Source organism: Nocardioides glacieisoli (assembly GCF_004137245.1).
Classification (GTDB): Bacteria; Actinomycetota; Actinomycetes; order Propionibacteriales; family Nocardioidaceae; genus Nocardioides; species Nocardioides glacieisoli.
In genome coordinates, this window is the sequence record NZ_SDWS01000004.1 from 1 (window position 1) to 20,845 (window position 20,845).

Consider the following 20,845-nt stretch of genomic DNA (forward strand, 5'->3'; position numbering starts at 1 on the left):
GAACCCGGAAGTTAAGCCTTTCAGCGCCGATGGTACTGCAACCGAGAGGTTGTGGGAGAGTAGGACGCCGCCGGACATACATTGTGGAAGTGGGGTCACCTTTTGGTGGCCCCACTTCTGCATTTCCTCATGCTTCTCCACGCGCCCAGCGTGCGCCACGAATTGTCCACACGGCCGTGGATATGGGCGATCTCCACAGGCTCGGTGCCACTGACACCAGCTGTGTCGGTCGGCGTCCGCAGAGTGGTCGCAGGAGGTGCACTGTGACCACTGCACAGAAGAACAAGCCGAGCGACACCGACTCGGGCGACCTCGAGGTCGCGACCAACGACGTACGCCTGGTGGGCCGGCTGACAGGCGAGCCCGCCGTCGTGGAGCTCCCGAGCGGGGATGCGCTCGTGACGTTCCGGATCTCGGTGCCGCGTGCGGCGCCGAGGCGCGGCGCAGCGTCCGGGACGGCGAAGGGCCAACGAGTGGACTCGGTGCCGTGCACGGCCTGGAGCCCACGCGTGCGGCGGAGCATCCTCGGGTGGCGCCCCGGCGACCTGGTGGAGGTGTCGGGAGCGGTGCGGTGCCGGTTCTACCAGGCGGGTGGAGCCACCCGCTCGCGCGTGGAGGTCGAGGCGACCTCCGCGAAGATCATCCGTCGGTCATCGGCCGCATGAGAGCGCCCAGACTCGGCTTCGGCTGGAAGGAGGTCGCCTTCTCCGGCAGGAGCCCGCCGGACTCGACTAGCGCGCGGACCTGCTCGAAGTCGGGGTTCGGCAGCAGGACGGCTGGTGACGACGCGCCGGTGGCGGCGAGGGCGTCCTCGACGTTGTGGTGGTGCTCGATCCGGTGCGCCTGGCTCGGGAGGCGGGGGAGCACGCGTTGGTGCAGCCAGGACACGGCGGCATCGCGGTCCAGGTCGACGGGGCTGACGGTGTGCCACGATGCGCCGTCCGTCAGCACGAGGTGGGTGCTGTCGAGGGCACCCAGTGCTCGGAGCCGATCGTGCGCAGTCACTTGGGCCCCCGCGTCGCGAGCAGCCTGGACCAGGTCGTCGAGCGTCGCCCCGGGCAGTGTGCGGTGGATCGCACCGAGGAACAGGGGAGTGTCGACCTGGTCGACCAGCATCGCGAGCCCCGCGTCCCACGCGGTGCCCGGGTGCTCCTGCTGGAGGCGGAGGTAGGCGGCGTACCGGTGGTGTCCGTCGGCCAGGAGGCAGCGGGTGGTGCTCAGGAGAGTGCCGATCCGCGCGACCGTGTCGGCGTCCCGGATCGCCCAGATGCGCTGACGCTGCTCGCTGCGGTCGAGGTAGCGCCAGTCGGGTTGCGCACGGGTCACGTCGGAGAGCACCGCGCGCAGCTCCGGCTCGCCGTGGTGGACGAGCAGGATCGGTGCCGGGTTGAGGTCCATCTGGTGCATCCGGTCGGCGAGCTCACCTGCCTGCTCGGGATGGATCTCCTCGTGGGGCCAGACCGCGCGGTCGGCACGCGACGACGTACGCCTCGACATCCCGAGCGCGCCGACGAGCCCGCGGACGGTGAGTCCGGCTGCGGTGTACTCGTGGACGTAGAGGGCCGGCGAGGTGTCCGCGGCGGCCCGTCCCTGCTCGATCCAGGTCGTCAGGCGGGCGGTGACGTCGCGATAGGGTCGCGCGAGCGCTCGGGCGGATGCAGGGTCGCCGACCCGCCCCGGCGCGAGCATCAGTGCACGGAAGGGCAGCAGCTCGAGGGGCTTCGCGACGTACGGAGGTACGTCGGTGGCGAAGTCCATCGAAGCATCGTAGGGGGACGCTCGTCCCCAACCGGAGAGGGGTGGAGCATGCTCGAGGAGTCGACGACTCCCGTGGCGGAGGCACACGACCTGGTCATGTTCGACCTGGACGGCGTGGTCTACGTCGGGGACGCCGCGATCGACGGTGTCGCGGGCCGGATCGACCGCCTCCGGGAGACCGGCACCCACGTCGCGTTCGTCACCAACAACGCCTCTCGGACCCCCGACAAGGTCGCCGAGAAGCTGGCCAAGGTCGGCGTCACCGCGACGGCCGAGGACGTCGTGACGTCGGCGCAGGCAGCGGCGAGGGTGCTGGCCGAGGAGCACGGCGAGGGATCGCGGATCCTGCTGCTCGGGGGTGAGGGACTGCGGGTCGCGCTCGTCGAGGCCGGGCTCGAGCCCGTCGAGGACCCGGAGGGCGCGGTGGCGGTGGTGAGCGGCTACGGACCGGACGTGCGCTGGCGCGACATCATGCGGGTCTCGACGCTGGTGCGCGACGGACTTCCCTACGTCGCCAGCAACACCGACATGACCATCCCGACGCCCTACGGACTCGCGCCCGGCCACGGCGTGCTCGTGAAGACCATCTCGGGGTTCGCCGGCGTCGAGCCGACGGTGGCGGGCAAGCCGGAGAAGCCGCTGATGGAGGAGACCGTCAGGCGGGTCGGCGGGGACCGTCCGCTGATGGTCGGCGACCGCCTCGACACCGACATCGAGGGTGCGCACGCGATCGACGTACCGTCGCTGCTCGTCCTCACCGGCGTGAGCTGGCTCGAGGACCTCGCTGCGGCGACGCCCGAGCTGCGTCCCACGTACATCTCGCCGACGCTCGAGGGGCTCTTCGAACCACACCCGGTTCCCCGTCGGACCGACGGCGGCGAGGTCGAGCTCGGCGGCTGGACCGCGGCCGTCGACGACGGTCGGCTGGCTGTCAGCGGGACGGGCAGGGACGCCGACTGGTGGCGGGTGGTCGCGACCGCGTGCTGGCTCCACCTCGACGCGTCCGGGACACCCGTCGACCTCGGCGACACGACGCCGCCCGGGCCGGATCACCGGCTCGGCGCCGAGTAGGGTCGAGGCCATGGACGAGCGGCCCACGCACATCGAGGGGGACCAGGACGGCACGGCGGACGACGGTTCGACCGGCGTCGCCGCCGTCGACCAGGTCCTGGCCGACGTCGCAGCGGTGTCGGGTACGCCGGTGGCCGGGCACGTGGCCGTCTTCGAGCGCGCCCACGACCAGCTGCGGCGCGCCCTCGACGCCGTGCCGGAGCCACGCCCGGATCTCCAGCAGGGCGCCTGACCCGACCGTGCCACCTCGACGACTTCGACTCGACCAGGAGCTCGTCCGGCGCGGACTGGCCCGGTCGCGCGAGCACGCGAGCGAGCTCGTCGCCGCCGGCCGGGTGACCGTCTCGGGCGCGCCTGCGACCAAGCCCGCGACCGGGGTGACCACCGATGTGGCGATCGTCGTGCGGGAGGACCCGACCTCGGTCGACTACGTCTCGCGTGGCGGCCACAAGCTCGCCGGCGCCCTCGCGGCATTCGCCGCCCACGGGGTGAGCGTCGAGGGCAAGCGGTGCCTCGACGCGGGTGCCTCGACCGGCGGCTTCACCGACGTCCTGCTGCGTGCGGGGGCGCGAGAGGTCGTCGCCGTGGACGTCGGCTACGGCCAGCTCGCGTGGTCGCTGCAGAGCGACGACCGCGTCGAGGTGCACGACCGGACCAACATCCGCGAGCTGACGCCCGAGATCGTCGGCGAGCCGGTCGACCTCGTGGTCGGCGACCTGTCCTTCATCTCGCTCGCGCTGGTGCTCGACCCGCTGCTGTCGGTGACCCGCGAGGACGGCGAGCTGGCGCTGATGGTGAAGCCGCAGTTCGAGGTGGGCAAGGACCGGGTCGGCAAGGGCGGGGTCGTGCGCGACCTCGCGTTGCGGGCCGAGGCGGTCACGGCGATCGCGGACCTGGCGGCTGCCCGCGGGTGGGGAGCGGTGGCGGTCACCGTCAGCCCCCTGCCCGGGCCGTCGGGCAACGTCGAGTTCTTCCTGCTCCTGCGACGCGGCGCGGCCGCGATCGACGCCGAGGACATCCGCGCCGAGGTGGAGAGGGCGGCCCCACTGGGGGTGGCGTCTGACAAGGTGGAACCGTGACCACCGAGACCCCGCCACCAGCTCGTCGCCGCGTGCTGGTGCTGGCGCACACCGGCCGTGCGGAGGTGCGCGAGGTGGCCCGCACGTGCGTGCAGCGACTCACCGAGCACGGGATCGCCGTGCGTCTCCTGGCCGACGAGGCAGCCGACCTCGGGCTCGCCGCCGGACTCGGCGCCGAGGGCCTGGTCGAGACGACCCAGCCCGACGACGTACCGGGGGAGGGTTGCGAGCTGGTGCTGGTGATCGGCGGTGACGGCTCGATCCTGCGCGCCGCCGAGCTCACCCACGAGACCAGCACGCCCCTGCTCGGTGTGAACCTCGGGCACGTCGGGTTCCTCGCCGAGGCCGAGCCGGAGGACCTCGAGCTCACCATCACCGCGATCGTGGACCGCGACTACACCGCCGAGGACCGGCTGACCCTGGGTGTGCGGGTGCTGGTGGGCAAGGAGGTCCTGTTCACGACCTTCGCGCTCAACGAGGCCAGCGTCGAGAAGGCCGCCCGCGAGCGGATGCTCGAGGTCGTCGTCGAGGTCGACGGGCGACCGCTGTCGAGGTGGGGATGTGACGGCGTCGTGTGCGCCACCCCCACCGGGTCGACCGCCTACAACTTCAGCGCCGGCGGACCGGTGGTGTGGCCCGAGGTCGAGGCCCTGCTGATGGTGCCGCTCAGCGCGCACGCGCTCTTCGCACGTCCGATGGTGGTTGCGCCGACCTCGGTGCTCGCCGTGGAGGTGCTCTCCAACACCGAGGGCTCCGGCGTGCTGTGGTGCGACGGGCGCCGCACGGTCGACCTGCCGCCCGGAGCCCGCATCGAGGTCCGCCGCGGCGACCGGCCGGTGCGGCTGGTCCGCCTGCACCAGGCGCCGTTCACCGACCGGCTGGTCGCGAAGTTCGGTCTCCCGGTCGAGGGCTGGCGCGGTGCGGCCGAGCGCCGGCGACGCGACGGCGGCGACGCCGACGGGAGCGACCGGCATGCTTGAGGAGCTACGGATCAGCCAGCTCGGCGTGATCGACTCCTCCACCCTCGAACTCGGCCCCGGACTGACCGTCATCACGGGTGAGACCGGAGCGGGCAAGACCATGGTCGTCACCGCGCTGGGGCTGCTGCTCGGCGGTCGCTCCGACTCCGGAGCCGTGCGGACGGGCGCCAAGCAGGCGCGCGTCGAGGGCGTCGTGTCCACCGCCGCGCTCCCCGGCTTCCGCGAGGCCGTCGAGGACTCCGGCGGCGAGGTCGAGGACGACCTGGTCGTGCTGGCCCGCAACGTGACCGCGCAGGGCCGCTCGCGGGCCTGGATCGGCGGCGCGTCCGTCCCCGTGACCTCGCTCGCCGAGATCGCCGAGCCGCTGGTCGCGGTGCACGGCCAGTCCGACCAGCACCGGCTGCTGCGCGCGAGCGCCCAGCGGCAGTCGCTCGACCGCTTCGGTGGCGACGAGCTCGCCGCCACCGCGGAGTCGTACGCCTCCCTGTGGGCCGAGCTCGCGGCGACCGAGCGCACCCTGGCGGACGTGATCGGCTCCGCTCGCGAGCGTGCCCGCGAGGCCGACCAGCTCCGGTTCGGGCTCGGCGAGGTCGAGTCGGTCGACCCGAAGCCGGGGGAGGACCTCGAGCTCGCCGCGGAGGAGACCCGGCTCGGGTTCGCCGACACCCTGCGCACCGCCGCGGAGACCGCGCGTGAGGCCCTCTCCAGCGAGGAGGGCGCGCCTGATGCGCTGGGCACCAGCAGCGCCGCGCGGCAGGCCCTCGACGGTGTCCGCGAGCACGACGCGACGGCAGGCGAGCTCGCCGACCGGCTCGCCGAGCTCGGCCACCTGCTCGTCGACGTGGCCGGCGACGTGGCGTCGTACGCCTCGAGCCTGGAGACCGACCCGGCGCGTCTGGCCAACGTCTCCGAGCGGCGGGCGGCCCTGACGGCACTGACCAGGAAGTACGGCGAGACCATCGACGAGGTGCTCGCCTGGGCCGAGGACGGCGCCAAGCGGCTGCTCGACCTCGAGGACACCGACGGCCAGGTGGGTGAGCTCGAGGCACGGCGCGACCGCCTTCGCGGCGAGCTGGGCGGCCTCGCCGCGAGGCTCACCGCTCAGCGCAGCAAGGCCGCGACCCGGCTGGGCAAGGCGGTGAGTGCCGAGCTGACCTCGCTGGCGATGCCGCACGCCACCGTGTCGATCGCGCTCACCCAGAACCCGACACCCACGCCCGAGGTCCCCGCCGGCCCCCAGCTCCTGGTCGACGGCCGCTGGCTGCGGGCCACCTCGCACGGCGTCGACGACGTGGAGTTCCTGCTGGCGGCCAACACCGGTGCCGAGGCCCGTCCGCTGCACAAGGGCGCGTCCGGCGGCGAGCTGTCCCGCGTGATGCTCGCCCTCGAGGTGTCGCTGGCCGAGACCGGCTCGGTGCCGACCTTCGTCTTCGACGAGGTGGACGCCGGGGTGGGCGGCAAGGCGGCGATCGAGGTCGGGCGCCGGCTCGCCGTGCTGGCCCGCGGCTCGCAGGTCCTGGTCGTCACGCACCTGCCACAGGTGGCGGCCTACGCAGACCGTCACGTGGTGGTGCACAAGTCGAGCGACGGGTCGGTCACGACCTCCGGCCTGGTCACCCTCGACGAGGCCGAGCGGGAGCGCGAGCTGTCGCGGATGCTGGCCGGCGTCGAGGACTCCGACAGCGCCCGGGCGCACGCCCGCGAGCTCCTCGCGGCCGCCGCGCCCGAGCGGGCGTGCCTCCCGGAGGGGCACCCGACCGGCTGACACCATGGCGCGGTCATGAAGTTCGCAGTCCGCTCCCGCCCAGCCCCCACGCTCCCCGGTGTCCACGGCCCCGCCCGGCCCCACCGGCGCACGACCAGCCTGCTCGGCCGGCTCCAGCCCGGCGATGTCGTGGTGCTCGACCACCTCGACATGGACCGCGGCACGGCGCAGGCCCTCATCGACGCGGGCGTCGCCGCCGTGGTCAACGCGAGCCCGATGATCTCCGGCCGCTATCCCAACCTCGGTCCGGAGCTGTTGGTGCAGGCAGGCGTCACGGTCGTCGACAGCGCGGGCATCGAGGTCTTCGACCGGGTCAAGGACGGCACCGAGGTGCGCATCGATGCCGGAGTCGTACACGCCGGCGCCACCCTGGTCGCCACGGCCCGCGAGGTCACGGCCGATGTCGTCCGGCGCGAGATGGGCCAGGCGCGCAGCGGTCTCACCGCCCAGCTCGAGAGCTTCACCCACAACACCACCGAGTTCCTGCGGCGCGAGCAGGACCTGCTGCTGCACGGCCACGGCATCCCGGAGACGGCCACCGAGATCGCGGGTCGTCCGGTCGTCGTGGTGGTGAGGTCGCACGGCTGGGAGGACGAGCTGCGCGGGATCCGGGCGTTCGTCCGCGAGCAGCGCCCGGTGCTGATCGGGGTCGACCGGGGCGCGGACGCGCTCGTCGAGGCCGGCCACCGGCCCGACGTGGTCGTGCTGACGAGCGGGGGCGACGACCTGCCGAGCGCGGCGGTGCTGCGCAAGGCCCGCGACGTCGTGGTGCTCGTCGAGCAGGGGTCGCCGCGCAGCGCGATCGAGCACCTCGAACGGATGAGCATCCGGCCGCTGCGCTTCGAGACCACCGCCACCACCGAGGACGCCGCCCTCCTCCTCGCCTCGACCCACGACGCGGCGCTCATCGTCGGGGTCGGCCTGCACGCGACGCTCGCCGAGTTCCTCGACCGGCGTCGCACCGGGCTGGCGAGCACGTTCCTGACCCGCCTCAAGGTCGGGCCCGACCTCGTCGACGCGGCGGCGCTGCCGCGGCTGTACGACGGCGCGGTGCGCCCGCGACACCTGCTGGGCGCGCTCCTCGCCGGGGTGATCGCGGTAGGTGCGGCGATCAGCGTGACCCCCGTCGGCCAGCAGTGGGTCGACGAGCTCGCACCTGGCATCTCGAGCACCACCACCGACCTGATCGACGACGTCCGAGGAATCCTCCCGTGATCACCCTGCGCCACCACCTCCTGACCATCGTCGCCGTGTTCCTGGCACTGGCGGCGGGCATCGTCCTCGGCGGCGGTCCGCTGTCGGACGTCGGACCGGCCGTCACGGCAGCAAGCAAGGAGCGCGCCGAGGAGCCGGTGACGAGCAGCGCGCAGGGCGACTACAACGAGGCGTGGATCTCGACCCTGACGGCGCCGATCCTCGGCGGCAGGCTCGTGGACCGCTCGGTCGTGCTGGTGACTGTCCCGGGCGCCGACGAGCAGGTGGTCACCGACCTCGCGAGCCAGGTCGAGGCGGCAGGCGGCACCGTCGCCGGTCGGTACGCGCTGGGTGCCGACCTCGTCGACCCCGCCCAGAAGTCGCTGGTCGACACGCTCGGCAGCCAGCTGCTCACCCAGCAGGCGGAGGGCGTCGTGCCGGCGGAAGCGTCGACGTACGACCGGATCGGCCAGCTGATCGGGCTGGCCGTCGCGAGCAAGGAGGCCGACGGCGAGGACCCGACGCGCAGGACGCGCGCGATCGCCGACGCCGTCAGCGGCGCCGGCCTGATGGAGCTGCCGGACGAGGTCGACCGACGCGCCCCGTTGGTGCTGCTGGTGCTGGGCACCGACGCCGACGACGAGGGGTCCGACGCGATCCTCGCCGGCCTGGTCGACGGCCTGGCGGCCCAGGCGACGGGCGTCGTGGTCGCCGGCACGCTGGCGGACGGCGGCACCGGACAGCTCGGACGGCTCCGTGCCACGCCCACCGCGACGAGCGTCGCGACCCTCGACGGCGTCGACACCCTGGCCGGCCGGGCGGCCGCTGTGATGACCCTGGCACGCTCGCTGACGACGCCGGGCGGATCATTCGGTGCGTCGGGTGCCGACGGCCCGGTCCCTCTCGGGTAGGATCGAAGCCCGTGAAGAACCCCACGCCGACCAAGCACGTATTCGTGACCGGAGGCGTCGCCTCCTCCCTCGGCAAGGGGCTCACCGCCTCCAGCCTGGGCAACCTGCTCAAGGCGCGCGGTCTGCGCGTCACGATGCAGAAGCTCGACCCCTATCTCAACGTGGACCCGGGCACGATGAACCCGTTCCAGCACGGCGAGGTCTTCGTGACCAACGACGGGGCCGAGACCGACCTCGACATCGGTCACTACGAGCGGTTCCTCGACACCGACCTCAACCAGATCGCCAACGTGACGACCGGGCAGGTCTACTCGACCGTGATCGCCAAGGAGCGTCGCGGTGACTACCTCGGCGACACCGTGCAGGTCATCCCGCACATCACCAACGAGATCAAGGACCGCATCCTCGCGATGGGCGGCCCGGACATCGATGTGGTCATCACCGAGGTCGGCGGCACCGTCGGCGACATCGAGTCGCTGCCGTTCCTCGAGGCCGCGCGCCAGACACGGCACCAGATCGGTCGAGACAACTGCTTCTTCATTCACGTCTCGCTGGTGCCCTACATCGGTCCGTCGGGTGAGCTGAAGACCAAGCCGACCCAGCACTCGGTGGCCGCGCTGCGCTCGATCGGCATCCAGCCCGACGCGATCGTGTGTCGCGCGGACCGCGACCTGCCCGAGGGCATCAAGCGCAAGATCGCGCTGATGTGCGACGTCGACGACGAGGCCGTGGTCACCGCGGCCGACGCGCCGTCGATCTACGACATCCCGAAGGTGCTGCACCGCGAGGGCCTCGACGCCTACGTCGTACGCCGTCTCGACCTGCCGTTCCGCGACGTGGACTGGACCAACTGGGACGACCTGCTCCGCCGCGTGCACCACCCGTCCGAGGAGGTCACCGTCGCGCTGGTCGGCAAGTACATCGACCTCCCCGACGCCTACCTGTCCGTCAGCGAGGCGCTGCGGGCCGGCGGGTTCGCCCACGAGGCCAAGGTCAACATCCGCTGGGTCGCCTCCGACGAGTGCGAGACCGAGGCGGGCGCCGCGAAGCACCTCGCCGACGTCGACGCGGTGCTGGTGCCGGGCGGCTTCGGCGTCCGCGGCATCGAGGGCAAGCTCGGCGCGCTGCGCTACACCCGCACCCACGGCATCCCGACCCTCGGGCTGTGCCTGGGCCTGCAGTGCATGGTCATCGAGTACGCCCGCAACGTCGCCGGGCTCGGCAAGGCCGGGTCGACCGAGTTCGATCCCGACACGGTCGAGCCGGTCATCTCCACGATCGAGGAGCAGAAGAAGTTCGTCGACGGTGCCGGTGACCTCGGCGGCACCATGCGCCTGGGCCTGCAGAAGGCCACGCTCGCCGAGGGCAGTGTCGTGCGGGCGGCGTACGGCTCCGAGGTGGTCGAGGAGCGGCACCGCCACCGCTACGAGTTCAACGACGCCTACCGCGAGACGCTGTCGGAGGCTGGCCTGGTCTTCTCGGGGATCAACCCCGAGCTCGGGCTGGTGGAGTTCGTCGAGCTGCCGGCCGACGTGCACCCCTACTACGTCGCCACCCAGGCACACCCCGAGCTGCGCTCGCGCCCCACCCGCCCGCACCCGCTCTTCGCGGGTCTCGTCGGTGCGGCCATCGAGCGGCAGCGCTCGGAGCGGTTCCCGATCGACGAGACCGGGCTGCGCCGCAAGGACGACGCCGAGGACTGACGACCGCGAGGAACTGCCCGGTCAGCGCCTTGCAGCGCGAGGAACTGCCCGGTCAGCGCCTCCCAGCGCGAGGAACTGCCCGGTCAGAGCTGGCGGGCCTGCAGGATCCGGCGGAGGACGAAGGAGTTCGCCCCGAGCTGGTTGCGGGCGTACGAGCTGAGGTTGGTGTCCTCGACGGCCTTCTCCGCGGCGGCGAGGAAGGACGCGTCGCCGGCGCCGAGGGGGTACATCGCGCGGATCGTCAGGCCCTGGTTGAGCAGGCCGCCCTTGAGCGTGTGGAGCTCGTCGAGGTAGCGGTGGGTGAACGGTGCGAGCAGCTCGGCCTGGCCGGGGCGCCAGAAGGTCGAGCCGAGGACGAGGGTCTCGCGGCTCGCCGGCACGGAGTAGTCGACGAAGAACGCACGCCAGACCTCCTCCTTGGCCTCGACGTCGGGACGGGCGGCGAGGACCGCGAGGCGACGCATGCCGGCGTCGGGGTCGGGGTCGGACTCGAGGAGCCGCCGGACCCGGTCGTCGTCGTAGTCGCCGAGCTCGGAGCGGCGCGTGGTCATCCGCCACGCCAGGTCGAGATCGGTCGCCCGGTCGGCAGCGGCCTCCAGCACCTTCCAGTGCTCGTCGGTCGACGCCGACGCGGCCAGCGTGCGCAGCGCCGCCTGTTGCGCGTCGGGGAGCTCCACGAGCCCGAGGACCGCGTCGGCGAGTCCGCGCAGCAGGTCGGGGGACTCGGCAGCCGGCGCCCAGCGGTCGGCGACCACGAGCGCCTGCGCGAGGAACGGCTCGATGAGTGCCGGGCTGGTCTCGGACGCCAGCGCACGGGTGAGCGCCGCAGCGACGTCGCGGGGCGCCGCGTGGCCGAGCAGGAGCAGCTGGCCGGCCGTCGCGGCGACGAGCGCCCGGTCGAGCGGGTCGACGAGCTGGTCGATGCGGCTGAGCATCTGCTCCAAGGAGACGGCGTCCGGCTTCACGGCGGCGAACGTGTAGTCGCCGGCGTTGACCAGGCGCAGGTCACCGGCCGGGAGCTCGACGGGCGTGCGCGGTCCGGTGACCTCGTGCGAGGAACGTCCCACGGCGACCAGCTCGTCGCCCGAGGTGTCGAACACCGCGATGTCGAGGTTGTGCGGCCGGGGGGCGTCGCCGTTGGTCGTCTCGACGACCAGCTCGTCGCCGTCGAGCGAGATCACGTCGGTGCCCGCCTCGTCGAGCCACGCGCTCGTCCACGCCGACAGGTCGCGGCCGCTCGCGCGGGAGTAGCAGTCCATCAGGTCGTCGAGCCGGGTGTTGGAGAACGCGTAGCGGCTGAAGTAGTCGCGCAGCCCCGCCACGAAGGCCTCCTCGCCGATGTAGGCGACGAGCTGGTGCAGCACGCTCTGGCCCTTGACGTAGGTGATCGCGTCGAAGTTGGCCATCGCGGACGAGACGTCCGCGACGTCGCTGCGGATCGGGTGGCGGGCCGGGCTCATGTCCATCTCGTAGGCCGTCCGCTTCGACACGGCGAGGAACGTGGCCCACTGGTCGGTGAACTCGGAGGCGCCGGCCATGCCCCAGTTGGCCGCCCACGACGCGAAGGCCTCGTTGAGCCAGAGGTCGTCCCACCACTGCATCGTGACGAGGTCGCCGAACCACATGTGAGCCATCTCGTGGAAGACGAACTCGGCGCGGACGCTGCGCTGCGCGTGGGTCGGGGGAGTGCGGAAGAGCTGGCCGTCGCCGTAGGTCACGCAGCCCCAGTTCTCCATCGCGCCTCCGAGGTTCGGCACGAAGACCTGGTCGTAGCGCTCCTGCGGGAAGGGGTAGCCGAACTGCTCGCCGAAGAAGGCGAGGCCCTGGCGGGTCAAGGTGACCAGCTCGTCGAGGTCGCGCTCGAGGATCGGCACGAGCGACTGGCGGCAGTAGAACCCGAGGTCGTAGCCGTCGTGCTGGCGCCGCACCTCGTGGAACGGGCCGGCGTTGACCACGACGACGTAGGTCGACAGGCGCGGGGTGTCGGGGTAGGTCCAGACCCGGGCGTCGGAGCCCTCGGCGTCCTCGATCGACTCCGGCGCGCCGTTGGAGGTGACGAGCCACGACGACGGCGCGGTCACCACGAAGCGGTGCGGCGCCTTGAGGTCGGGCTGGTCGAAGCACGCCCACACGCGTCGGGCCTCGTCGGGCTCGAGGCTGGTCCAGACGTAGACGAGCTTGTCCGTGGGGTCGACGGTGCGCAGGATGCCCTCGCCCGTGCCGGTGTTGGTCGTGCTGGCCTCGACGACCAGGACGTTGTCGGCTGCCAGGGCGGGCAGCGGGAGCCGGCCGTCCGCGGCCTGCGAGACGTCGACCTCCTCGCCGTTGAGCGTGGCGCGGGCGACGTCCATCGCGACGTCGACGAACGTGGTCGCGCCGGGCTGGCTGCAGGTGAACGTGATGGTGCTGACGGAGGAGAAGATCTCGCCCTCGAGCAGTCCGGTCATGTCGACCGCGATGTCGTAGCGCTGCACCTCGAGGAGGTCGGAGCGGGTCGCGGCTTCGTGCTGGGTGAGGGTCGACAACGTCATGCGCCCGACCCTAAACGTCCCGTCCACCCGCAGTCAGTGCTGGGTTAGCGTGCGGGCATGGCCACCTCTACCGGAGATGATTCCGCCGACCTGCTCGCCGACCGGCCGATGTCCTGGCCCGTGGTCTCGAGCCACGACCTGCACCGCGACGACTGGGTGGTCGTGCTGCGCGAGGACGTGATCACCCGTCCCGGACACCCCGAGCAGTTCAGCCGGATCAGCCTGGAGCACCCGGGTGCGGTCATCGTGCTGGCCGTCGACGACGACGAGCGGGTGATGTGCCTGCGGCAGTACCGCCACACCAGCGGGCACGAGTTCGTCGAGCTGCCGGCCGGGCTCAAGGACGCCGGTGACGAGCCGCCCGTGGAGACCGCGAAGCGCGAGCTGCGCGAGGAGGTCGAGCTCGAGGCCTCGGACTGGCGGCTCCTGCTGAGCACCTACGGCAGTGCGGGGATCAGCGACGAGGTCCACGACATCTTCCTGGCGCGCGGGCTGTCGCACGCGCCGCGCGGCGACTTCGAGATGCGCCACGAGGAGGCCGAGATGGAGCACTTCTGGGTGCCCATGGCCGACCTGCTCGACGCGGTGCTCGAGCGGCGCGTGCGACAGGGCCCGCTGGCCCAGGCCGTGCTGGCGTACGCCGTGCTCCAGCAGCGCGGGACCCTCGACGGCGCCTAGGGCCTCTCGGGAGTAGTCTCGCTCCCGCTGTGAGGCGAGCCACATCCGTGGCCCCTCTTTCATCACGAGGAGCAAGGCATGAAGATCGGCGTACCCAAGGAAGTCAAGAACCGCGAGTACCGCGTGGCCCTGACCCCCATCGGCGTGCACGAGCTGGTCCAGCACGGTCACGACGTCGTGATCCAGAGGACCGCGGGCGAGGGCTCGCAGATCCCGGACGAGGAGTACGTCGCCGCCGGCGCCACGATGCTCGACACGGCCGACGACGTGTGGGGCTCGGCCGACATGATCCTCAAGGTCAAGGAGCCCGTCGCCGAGGAGTACCACCGGATGCGGGAGGGCCAGACCCTCTTCACCTACCTCCACCTCGCTGCCGACAAGCCCCTCACCGAGGAGCTGATGGCGCGCAAGGTCACCGCGATCGCGTACGAGACCGTGCAGCTGCCCTCCGGCGGCCTGCCGCTGCTCTACCCGATGTCGGAGGTCGCCGGCTGCCTGGCGCCCCAGGTCGGTGCGTACTCCCTGATGAAGGCCAACGGCGGCCGCGGCGTCCTGATGGGCGGCGTCGGTGGCGTGGCCAACGCCAAGGTCGTCATCATCGGTGCCGGCGTCTCGGGCCAGAACGCGGCGAACATCGCGCTCGGGATGGGCGCCGACGTGACGCTGCTCGACACCGACCTCGACAAGCTGCGGATGTCGTTCTGGCGCTACAACAACCGCGTCCACGGCCTCGCCTCCTCCAAGCTGGCGATCGAGCAGCAGGTGATGGAGGCCGACATGGTCATCGGCGCCGTGCTGATCCCCGGTGCGGCTGCGCCCAAGCTGGTCACGAACGACCTGGTGTCGCGGATGAAGCCCGGCTCGGTGCTCGTCGACATCGCCATCGACCAGGGCGGCTGCTTCGAGGACTCCCACGCCACGACCCACGACGACCCGACCTACCAGGTCCACGACTCGGTGTTCTACTGCGTGGCCAACATGCCCGGCGCGGTGCCGAACACGTCGACGTACGCCCTCACCAACGCGACGCTGCCCTACGCGGTGGCGCTGGCGGACAAGGGCTGGCAGCAGGCGCTCCGCGACGACGCGAGCCTGGCGCTGGGCCTCAACACCCACGCCGGCCAGCTCACCAACGGTCCGGTCGGCGACGCCGTCGGCATCGACGCGGTGGGACTCGACAGCGTCCTGGCGTGAGCTGAGGTGAGCCCTGGGGTGAGCCTGCGCCGGGCCGTCCGCACCTACCTCGACCACCTCACGGTCGAGCGTGGCCTGGCCGCCAACACCCTGAGCTCCTACCGACGCGACCTGGGCCGGTACGACGAGTTCCTCTCCGCCCAGGGGATCGACGACCTGGACGTGGTCACCGAGCAGACGGTGGCCGCGTTCCTGGTCAGCCTGCGGGAGGGGAGCGAGGGGCACCCGCCGCTCAGCGCGACGTCGGCCGCGCGCACCGTCGTGGCGGTGCGCGGCTTCCACAAGTTCGCCGTCGCCGACGGGCTGGCCGTCGCGGACCCGGCAGCCGCGGTGAAGCCTCCGACGCCGGCGAAGCGGCTGCCCAAGGCGCTGCCGCTCTCCGACGTGGAGGCGATCCTCGAGGCGGCCGGTGCGCCGGACACGGTGCTGGCGCTGCGCGACCGGGCCCTGCTCGAGCTGCTCTACGGCACCGGCGCCCGGATCTCCGAGGCGGTCGGGCTCGACGTCGACGACCTCGACGCGGTCGACGGCACGGTGCTGCTGCGGGGCAAGGGCGGCAAGGAGCGGCTCGTTCCGGTCGGTGCCTACGCCCGTGAGGCGGTGGCGGCCTACCTCGCCCGCGCCCGTCCGGAGATCGTCGGCGCCGGACGTGGCGGACCCGCGATGTTCCTCAACTCCCGCGGCGGGCGGCTGTCCCGACAGAGCGCGTGGGCGGTGCTGGTCAAGGCGGCCGAGCGCGCCGGGGTGACGGCCTCGGTGTCACCGCACACGCTCCGCCACTCCTTCGCCACACACCTCCTCGATGGCGGCGCCGACGTCCGCGTCGTGCAGGAGCTGCTCGGCCACGCGTCCGTCACGACGACGCAGGTCTACACGCTCGTCACCGTCGACAACCTGCGTGAGGTGTTCGCCACCGCGCACCCGCGAGCACGCGAATGATCAACACCCCCTTCGAATGCTCACTTCGTTCCGCTCCGAACGGGGACCCCGAATGACCATCCGCCTGCGGCTGCTCGGGCCGCCCAGCTGGGACGGCGCTCCCGTGATCGGAGCACGACCGCAGGCGTTGCTCGCGGCGCTGGTCCTCGAGCCGCGCGGACTCTCCGTGGCGCACCTGGTCGAGCAGGTCTGGGAGGACACGCCGCCGGCGAACCCCGGTAAGGCGCTGCAGGTGCTGGTGTCGCGGCTGCGCTCGGCCACGTCGCCCGACGTGATCGAGCTGACCGAGACCGGGTACCGCCTCGGGCTCCGGCCCGAGGAGGTGGACGCGCTCGCGCTCGGGCTCCACGTCACGGAGGCGCGCGACCTGCTTCGCACGGGCGACGCCGTGGGTGCGGCCGCACTCGCCGAGTCCGCCCGTGACCTGCCCGAGGCCGCTCAGGACGAGCCGTCCGGCCCGCTGGCCCGGCTCCGCGCCATGTCTGCCCGGACGCTCGCCGCCGCGGACGACGTCCTCGGTCGCGCGCTCGCGCGCCAGGGCCGGCACACCGAGGCCCTGCCGCTGCTCGAGGCGGCAGCGGCGCGCTGGGTCGACGACTCCGGCGTGCTCGTCGACCTGCTGCGCACGATGGCGGCGATCGGCGGACCGGCGGTCGCGCTCGGCCGCTACGAGGACTACCGCTCGGACCTCGCGGAGCGGCTCGGCGTGGACCCGGCACCCGAGCTCCAGCACCTGCACCGCGAGCTCCTCGCGGCCGACGACCCGGTGCGGACCGGACTGAGGTACGACGGCGGGCTGCTGCTCGGACGCGACGACGACCTCGCCCGGCTTCGGTCGGCCCTCGCCTCCTCGCGGCTGGTGACTGTCCTCGGTCCGGGCGGCATCGGCAAGACCAGCGTCGCCCAGGCGCTCGCCCGCGAGTCGGTGCTGCCCCACGTGCGGGTGGTCGAGCTCGTCGGCGTGGGGGCGGGCGACGACGTGGTGGCGGCCGTCGGCGCCGGCCTCGGCGTGCGCGGCTCGGTGACCACCCGCGCGATCCTCACGCCTGCCCAGCAGGCCGACGTACGCAGTCGCATCGCTGCCGAGCTGGACGCCGGCCCGACCCTGCTGGTGCTCGACAACTGCGAGCACGTCCTCGAGCCGGTCGCGACGCTCGTCGCCTTCCTCCTGGCCACCACGCGCGACCTCCAGGTCCTCGCGACCAGCCGGGCGCCGCTGCGGCTGGCTGCCGAGCGTGCGGTGCCGCTCACGCAGCTCTCCCCGGCCGACGCCGCGGACCTGTTCGAGCGACGGGCCACGGCGACGCGCCCCGACGCCGTCCTCGACCCCGCGGCGGTGCGTCAGGTGGTCGAGCGGCTCGACGGGCTGCCGCTGGCCGTCGAGCTCGCCGCGGCACGCATCCGCACGATGACCGTGGCCGAGGTGGCCGCGGCGCTCGAGGACCGGTTCGCCGCGCTGCGCAGCAGCGACCGCAGCACACCCGACCGGCACCGCACCCTCGAGGCCGTGATCGCGTGGTCGTGGGACCTGCTGGCGCCCGACGAGCAGCGGGCGCTCGCGTGGCTGTCGGTCTTCCAGGACGGCTTCGACCGGGCAACCGCGACCAGCGTGCTGGGCGTCCACGGCCCCGACCTGGTCGGCGTGCTGGTCGAGCAGTCGCTGATCGTGATGGTGGAGGACCGCGGTGGTGCCCGCTTCCGTGCGCTCGAGACGATCCGCGAGTACGCCGCCACCCGCCTGGCCACCGCCGACGAGCAGGACGACGCGGGTGCGGCCCAGCGCCGTTGGGCGCTCGAGCTCGCCGATCGCTCGCAGGACCTCGTCGTGGCCGCGCACCAGGTCGAGCTGCTCGACGCGCTGGTCCGCGAGCAGAACAACCTCACCGACGTGCTGCGGCACGCGCTGTCCGTCGGGGACCGCGAGGTCGTCGCCCGGCTGGTGTCGCTGCTCGGCAGCCTCTGGACGATCACCGGGGACCAGCCGCGGGTCTTCGCGGTCTGCGACCCGGCCGCCGAGCTGCTCACCGGGTGGGAGGTCCCCGCCGACCTGGTCCGCGACGCCCAGGAGGCGGCGGGCGTGCTGATGATGCACCTCAGCTGGATGCCGGGCGTCGACCTCAGCGGGCTGCGCGGCCTGCTCCTGCAGGACGAGCGGCCGGTCGGTGCCTGGGGCCTGATCGGGCACACCGTGCACGTGGCCACCGAGCCGGCCGACGTCTCCGTGCGGCTCGCGGAGGTCGCCGCCGGGCAACGGCCCGCCATGGCGGGCGCGCTCCTGATGTGGGCGGCCATCGTGGGGGAGAACGTCGGTGACGTGGCGACGGCCCGCGCCCGTGCCGAGCAGGCGCTCGCCCTCGGCCCGCTGCCGCCCTACCTCACCGCGTCGCTGCACGCCGAGCTGAGCCAGCTGGCGATGGCCGTCGGCGACCACCACCGCGCCGCCCGCCACGCCGAGATCGCGTGGCCCATGCTCGAGCGCGTCCACTCGGTGACCGACGCCTACAGCCTGCGGATGGCGACCGCGATCTCCCCACTGCTCGACGGCGACGTCGACCGGGCCGCCGCGATGCTGGAGGAGTTCGGGGAGCCCGACGGCGAGACCGCGCAGATGGGCGCCCGGCTGACGTGGCTCACCGCGCAGGCCGAGCTCGCCCTCGCGCGCGGCGACCACGCGGGCGCGATCCGGCGCTACGACGACATCGTCGAGATGGTGGTCGAGTCCGATCCCGCGTCCGGCATCAACCCGTGGCTGATGCTGGCGGCGTCGGCCGCGCTGGTGGCGCGTGCGCGGCACGGGGGGCTCGACGTCGACCCGCGGGCGAGCGAGCTGCGCGACCTGCTGCTGGGCTCGACGGCTGCGATCGACGACGGGTCGCTGTGGTTCGCCGACCTGCCGCTCAACGGCGTCATGCTGGTCGCGCTGGCCACGTGGGTGCTGCGCTTCGGGCCGCCCGACCAGCACGAGGACGGCGTACGCCTGCTCGCGGTCGCACACCGCTGGGCCTACAACCGGAGCATCCCGGTGATGGCCTGGGAGCCGATGGTCGCGCTCGCGGACGCAGCGCTGCCGGGACGGATCGATCAGCTCGTCGAGGAGCTGGCCGACCGCCCCGGCCCGGAGCTGCAGCCAGGGGCCGCAGAGGTCGTGGACCGGCTGCGGCACCTGTGGCTCACATCTTCTTGAAGCGGCGCACGGACAGCGGGGCGAAGATCGCGACGACGACCGCGCAGCCGAGGAGCGCCCAGGCCACCGCGCCGGTCACCTGGCCGTGGTTGGCGAGGTCGCGCAGCGCGGTGATCACCAGCGACACCGGGTTGACCTCGGCGAAGGCCTCGAGCGGGCGCGGCATCGTGTCGGTCGGGACGAACGCGTTGGACAGGAACGTCAGCGGGAACATCACCAGCAGGGAGATGCCCTGCACGCCCTGGGCGTTGCGGCCGACGAGGCCGAAGAAGGTGAAGATCCACGCGAGTGACCAGCCGGCGACGACCGCGAGCAGGATCGCTCCGCCGACGCCGGCGAACCCGCCGCCGGGCCGGTAGCCGATCAGGATGCCGACGCCGAAGGTGAGCACCGCTGCGATGAAGTAGCGCAGCATGTCGGCGACCATCGGCCCCGCCAGCGGCGCGATGCGCGCGATGGGCAGCACCTTGAACCGGTCGAAGACGCCGGAGTCCAGGTCGGTCCGCAGCTGTACGCCGGTCGCGACGCACGCCGTGAGCACGGTCTGGCCGATGAGGCCGGGGATGATGAGCGGCAGGTAGCTGCTGACGTCGCCGGAGATGGCGCCGCCGAAGATGTAGGCGAACATCGCGGTGAAGATCAGCGGCTGGATGGTGACGTCGAACATCACCTCCAGGCTGCGGCGCATCTTGACGGTCGCCCGCCAGGCGAGGGTCATCGTCTGGGAGACGGTGTCGGCCAGGCTCACGCGGGGAGCGAGGTCGGGGGTCTCGGGGGCGAGGGTGGTCATCGGGAGGCCTCCATGTGGGTGGGCTGGTTGTCGTCCTGGTCGGCGGCGTCCGCGCCGGTGTCGTGACCGGTCAGGGCGAGGAAGACCTCATCGAGGGACGGCTTCTGCACGGTCACCGACTCGATCGCGACGCCGCGGTCACGGAGCGCGACGAGCAGGTCGACGGACTGGTCGGTGCGCTGGAGAGCGACGGTCATGCGACGCGCCTCCGGCGTGACGGTGGGTTCCTCACCGAGGAGCTGCTCGGCGAGGGCCGTGGCCGTCGGCAGGTCGGAGGCGTCGACGAGCTGCAGCTGCAGCGTCGAGCGACCCACCGAGGTCTTGAGCTCGTCGGCGGTGCCCTCGGCGACCTTGCGGCCGTGGTCGATCACCGCGATCCGGTCGGCGAGCTGGTCGGCCTCGTCGAGGTACTGCGTGGTGAGCAGCACGGTGCTGCCCTCGGCGACGAGCTCGCGGATGGTGTCCCACATCTGGCCGCGGGTGCGGGGGTCGAGGCCGGTGGTCGGCTCGTCGAGGAAGATCAGCGGGGGACGGGTGATCAGGCTGGCCGCGAGGTCCAACCGCCGGCGCATGCCGCCCGAGAACGCGGAGATCGGCTTGGACGCCGCTTCGGTCAGGTCGAACTGCTCGAGCAGGTGGGCGCCCCGCTGCCTGGCCTCGGTGCGGCCGAGGCCCTGGAGGCGGGCGAAGAGCCAGAGGTTCTCGGTCGCGGTGAGGTTCTCGTCGACGGAGGCGAACTGCCCGGTGACGCCGATGAGCTGGCGGACCAGGTGCGGCTCGGCGCTGACGTCGTGGCCGAAGACCTGTCCGGTCCCGCCGTCGATCGGCAGGAGGGTGGCGAGCATCTTCAGCATGGTCGTCTTGCCGGCGCCGTTGGGACCGAGGACGCCGAAGACCTCGCCGCGCTGGACCTCGAGGTCGACGCCGTCGACGGCGCGCTGGTCGCCGAAGTTCTTCACGAGCCCGGTCGCCCTGACGGCGGGCTGCTGGTGGTGTGAGTTCATGGGGAGAGCGTGGGCCCGCGCGGTTTCACCGCGGTTGCGCGCCGGGTCCCACGGTGAAACTGCT

17 protein-coding genes and 1 rRNA gene are annotated in these 20,845 nt (G+C 72.5%); 14 read left to right on the forward strand and 4 right to left on the reverse strand.

Annotated elements, in window-relative coordinates; genetic code table 11:
• Positions 1-76, forward strand: a 5S ribosomal RNA gene (rrf, locus tag EUA06_RS09785); the annotation flags it as partial.
• Between the two features lie 187 nt (positions 77-263).
• Entirely contained in the window at positions 264-665 is a 402-nt protein-coding gene (locus EUA06_RS09790) for a single-stranded DNA-binding protein (protein ID WP_242498076.1), read from the forward strand.
• Here EUA06_RS09790 and EUA06_RS09795 read toward each other — a convergent pair.
• Positions 640-1,758: a DUF1015 family protein gene (locus EUA06_RS09795; protein WP_129475091.1), complete on the reverse strand. Its 1,119-nt coding sequence runs from the start codon at positions 1,756-1,758 to the stop codon at positions 640-642. The genes EUA06_RS09790 and EUA06_RS09795 overlap by 26 nt on opposite strands.
• Before the next feature lie 48 nt (positions 1,759-1,806).
• On the opposite strand from EUA06_RS09795, the gene EUA06_RS09800 reads away from it, so the two are divergent.
• Genes EUA06_RS09800 through EUA06_RS09835 form a run of 8 tightly spaced genes read left to right on the forward strand, consistent with a single transcriptional unit; the run spans position 1,807 to position 10,461 of the window.
• Positions 1,807-2,829, forward strand: a complete 1,023-nt coding sequence (locus EUA06_RS09800) for an HAD-IIA family hydrolase (protein ID WP_242498077.1) — start codon at positions 1,807-1,809, stop codon at positions 2,827-2,829.
• Positions 2,830-2,839: 10 nt separating this feature from the next.
• Entirely contained in the window at positions 2,840-3,061 is a 222-nt protein-coding gene (locus EUA06_RS09805; RefSeq protein WP_129475093.1) for a hypothetical protein, read from the forward strand.
• 7 nt (positions 3,062-3,068) lie between these two features.
• Positions 3,069-3,908, forward strand: a complete 840-nt coding sequence (locus EUA06_RS09810; protein WP_129475094.1) for a TlyA family RNA methyltransferase — start codon at positions 3,069-3,071, stop codon at positions 3,906-3,908.
• Positions 3,905-4,888, forward strand: a complete 984-nt coding sequence (locus EUA06_RS09815) for an NAD kinase (RefSeq protein WP_207208293.1) — start codon at positions 3,905-3,907, stop codon at positions 4,886-4,888. Before EUA06_RS09810 ends, EUA06_RS09815 begins: the two co-directional genes overlap by 4 nt.
• Positions 4,881-6,653, forward strand: coding sequence for a DNA repair protein RecN (recN, locus tag EUA06_RS09820; protein ID WP_129475096.1), 1,773 nt, complete (start codon positions 4,881-4,883; stop codon positions 6,651-6,653). Before EUA06_RS09815 ends, recN begins: the two co-directional genes overlap by 8 nt.
• A gap of 15 nt (positions 6,654-6,668) precedes the next feature.
• Positions 6,669-7,868 (forward strand): putative cytokinetic ring protein SteA, encoded by a 1,200-nt coding sequence (gene steA, locus EUA06_RS09825; RefSeq protein ID WP_129475098.1) that lies wholly within the window; start codon positions 6,669-6,671, stop codon positions 7,866-7,868.
• Complete coding sequence (locus EUA06_RS09830; RefSeq protein WP_165354327.1) at positions 7,865-8,758, forward strand: copper transporter; 894 nt, start codon at positions 7,865-7,867, stop codon at positions 8,756-8,758. Before steA ends, EUA06_RS09830 begins: the two co-directional genes overlap by 4 nt.
• Before the next feature lie 11 nt (positions 8,759-8,769).
• Positions 8,770-10,461 (forward strand): CTP synthase, encoded by a 1,692-nt coding sequence (locus tag EUA06_RS09835; RefSeq protein ID WP_129475102.1) that lies wholly within the window; start codon positions 8,770-8,772, stop codon positions 10,459-10,461.
• Between the two features lie 83 nt (positions 10,462-10,544).
• Here the strand turns inward: EUA06_RS09835 and pepN are convergent, their stop codons facing one another.
• Positions 10,545-12,992 (reverse strand): aminopeptidase N, encoded by a 2,448-nt coding sequence (gene pepN, locus EUA06_RS09840; RefSeq protein ID WP_129475104.1) that lies wholly within the window; start codon positions 12,990-12,992, stop codon positions 10,545-10,547.
• 57 nt (positions 12,993-13,049) lie between these two features.
• Between pepN and EUA06_RS09845 the strand changes: the two genes are divergently transcribed.
• From EUA06_RS09845 to EUA06_RS09860, 4 genes are all read left to right on the forward strand, one after another.
• Entirely contained in the window at positions 13,050-13,670 is a 621-nt protein-coding gene (locus EUA06_RS09845; RefSeq protein ID WP_129475106.1) for an NUDIX domain-containing protein, read from the forward strand.
• A 78-nt stretch (positions 13,671-13,748) separates the two neighbouring features.
• Positions 13,749-14,864: an alanine dehydrogenase gene (gene ald / locus EUA06_RS09850; protein WP_129475108.1), complete on the forward strand. Its 1,116-nt coding sequence runs from the start codon at positions 13,749-13,751 to the stop codon at positions 14,862-14,864.
• 18 nt (positions 14,865-14,882) lie between these two features.
• Complete coding sequence (xerD, locus tag EUA06_RS09855; RefSeq protein ID WP_207208294.1) at positions 14,883-15,803, forward strand: site-specific tyrosine recombinase XerD; 921 nt, start codon at positions 14,883-14,885, stop codon at positions 15,801-15,803.
• 52 nt (positions 15,804-15,855) lie between these two features.
• The gene (locus EUA06_RS09860; RefSeq protein ID WP_129475112.1) at positions 15,856-18,987 is read left to right on the forward strand and encodes an AfsR/SARP family transcriptional regulator; all 3,132 of its coding nucleotides are present in this window, start codon (positions 15,856-15,858) and stop codon (positions 18,985-18,987) included.
• On the opposite strand, the gene EUA06_RS09865 is transcribed toward EUA06_RS09860, so the two are convergent.
• Both EUA06_RS09865 and EUA06_RS09870 read right to left on the reverse strand, forming a co-directional pair.
• The gene (locus EUA06_RS09865) at positions 18,974-19,777 is read right to left on the reverse strand and encodes an ABC transporter permease (RefSeq protein WP_129475113.1); all 804 of its coding nucleotides are present in this window, start codon (positions 19,775-19,777) and stop codon (positions 18,974-18,976) included. The two genes, EUA06_RS09860 and EUA06_RS09865, sit on opposite strands and share 14 nt — an antisense overlap.
• The gene (locus EUA06_RS09870) at positions 19,774-20,781 is read right to left on the reverse strand and encodes an ATP-binding cassette domain-containing protein (protein ID WP_129475115.1); all 1,008 of its coding nucleotides are present in this window, start codon (positions 20,779-20,781) and stop codon (positions 19,774-19,776) included. Before EUA06_RS09870 ends, EUA06_RS09865 begins: the two co-directional genes overlap by 4 nt.
• Positions 20,782-20,845: the final 64 nt, after the last annotated feature.

Coding starts and splice junctions, on each gene's coding strand:
- EUA06_RS09795 (WP_129475091.1), bottom strand. CDS start 1,758: ATGGACTTCGCCACCGACGTACCTCCGTACGTCGCGAAGCCCCTCGAG.
- EUA06_RS09800 (WP_242498077.1), top strand. CDS start 1,807: ATGCTCGAGGAGTCGACGACTCCCGTGGCGGAGGCACACGACCTGGTC.
- EUA06_RS09805 (WP_129475093.1), top strand. CDS start 2,840: ATGGACGAGCGGCCCACGCACATCGAGGGGGACCAGGACGGCACGGCG.
- recN (WP_129475096.1), top strand. CDS start 4,881: ATGCTTGAGGAGCTACGGATCAGCCAGCTCGGCGTGATCGACTCCTCC.
- steA (WP_129475098.1), top strand. CDS start 6,669: ATGAAGTTCGCAGTCCGCTCCCGCCCAGCCCCCACGCTCCCCGGTGTC.
- pepN (WP_129475104.1), bottom strand. CDS start 12,992: ATGACGTTGTCGACCCTCACCCAGCACGAAGCCGCGACCCGCTCCGAC.
- EUA06_RS09845 (WP_129475106.1), top strand. CDS start 13,050: ATGGCCACCTCTACCGGAGATGATTCCGCCGACCTGCTCGCCGACCGG.
- ald (WP_129475108.1), top strand. CDS start 13,749: ATGAAGATCGGCGTACCCAAGGAAGTCAAGAACCGCGAGTACCGCGTG.
- EUA06_RS09860 (WP_129475112.1), top strand. CDS start 15,856: ATGACCATCCGCCTGCGGCTGCTCGGGCCGCCCAGCTGGGACGGCGCT.
- EUA06_RS09865 (WP_129475113.1), bottom strand. CDS start 19,777: ATGACCACCCTCGCCCCCGAGACCCCCGACCTCGCTCCCCGCGTGAGC.
- EUA06_RS09870 (WP_129475115.1), bottom strand. CDS start 20,781: ATGAACTCACACCACCAGCAGCCCGCCGTCAGGGCGACCGGGCTCGTG.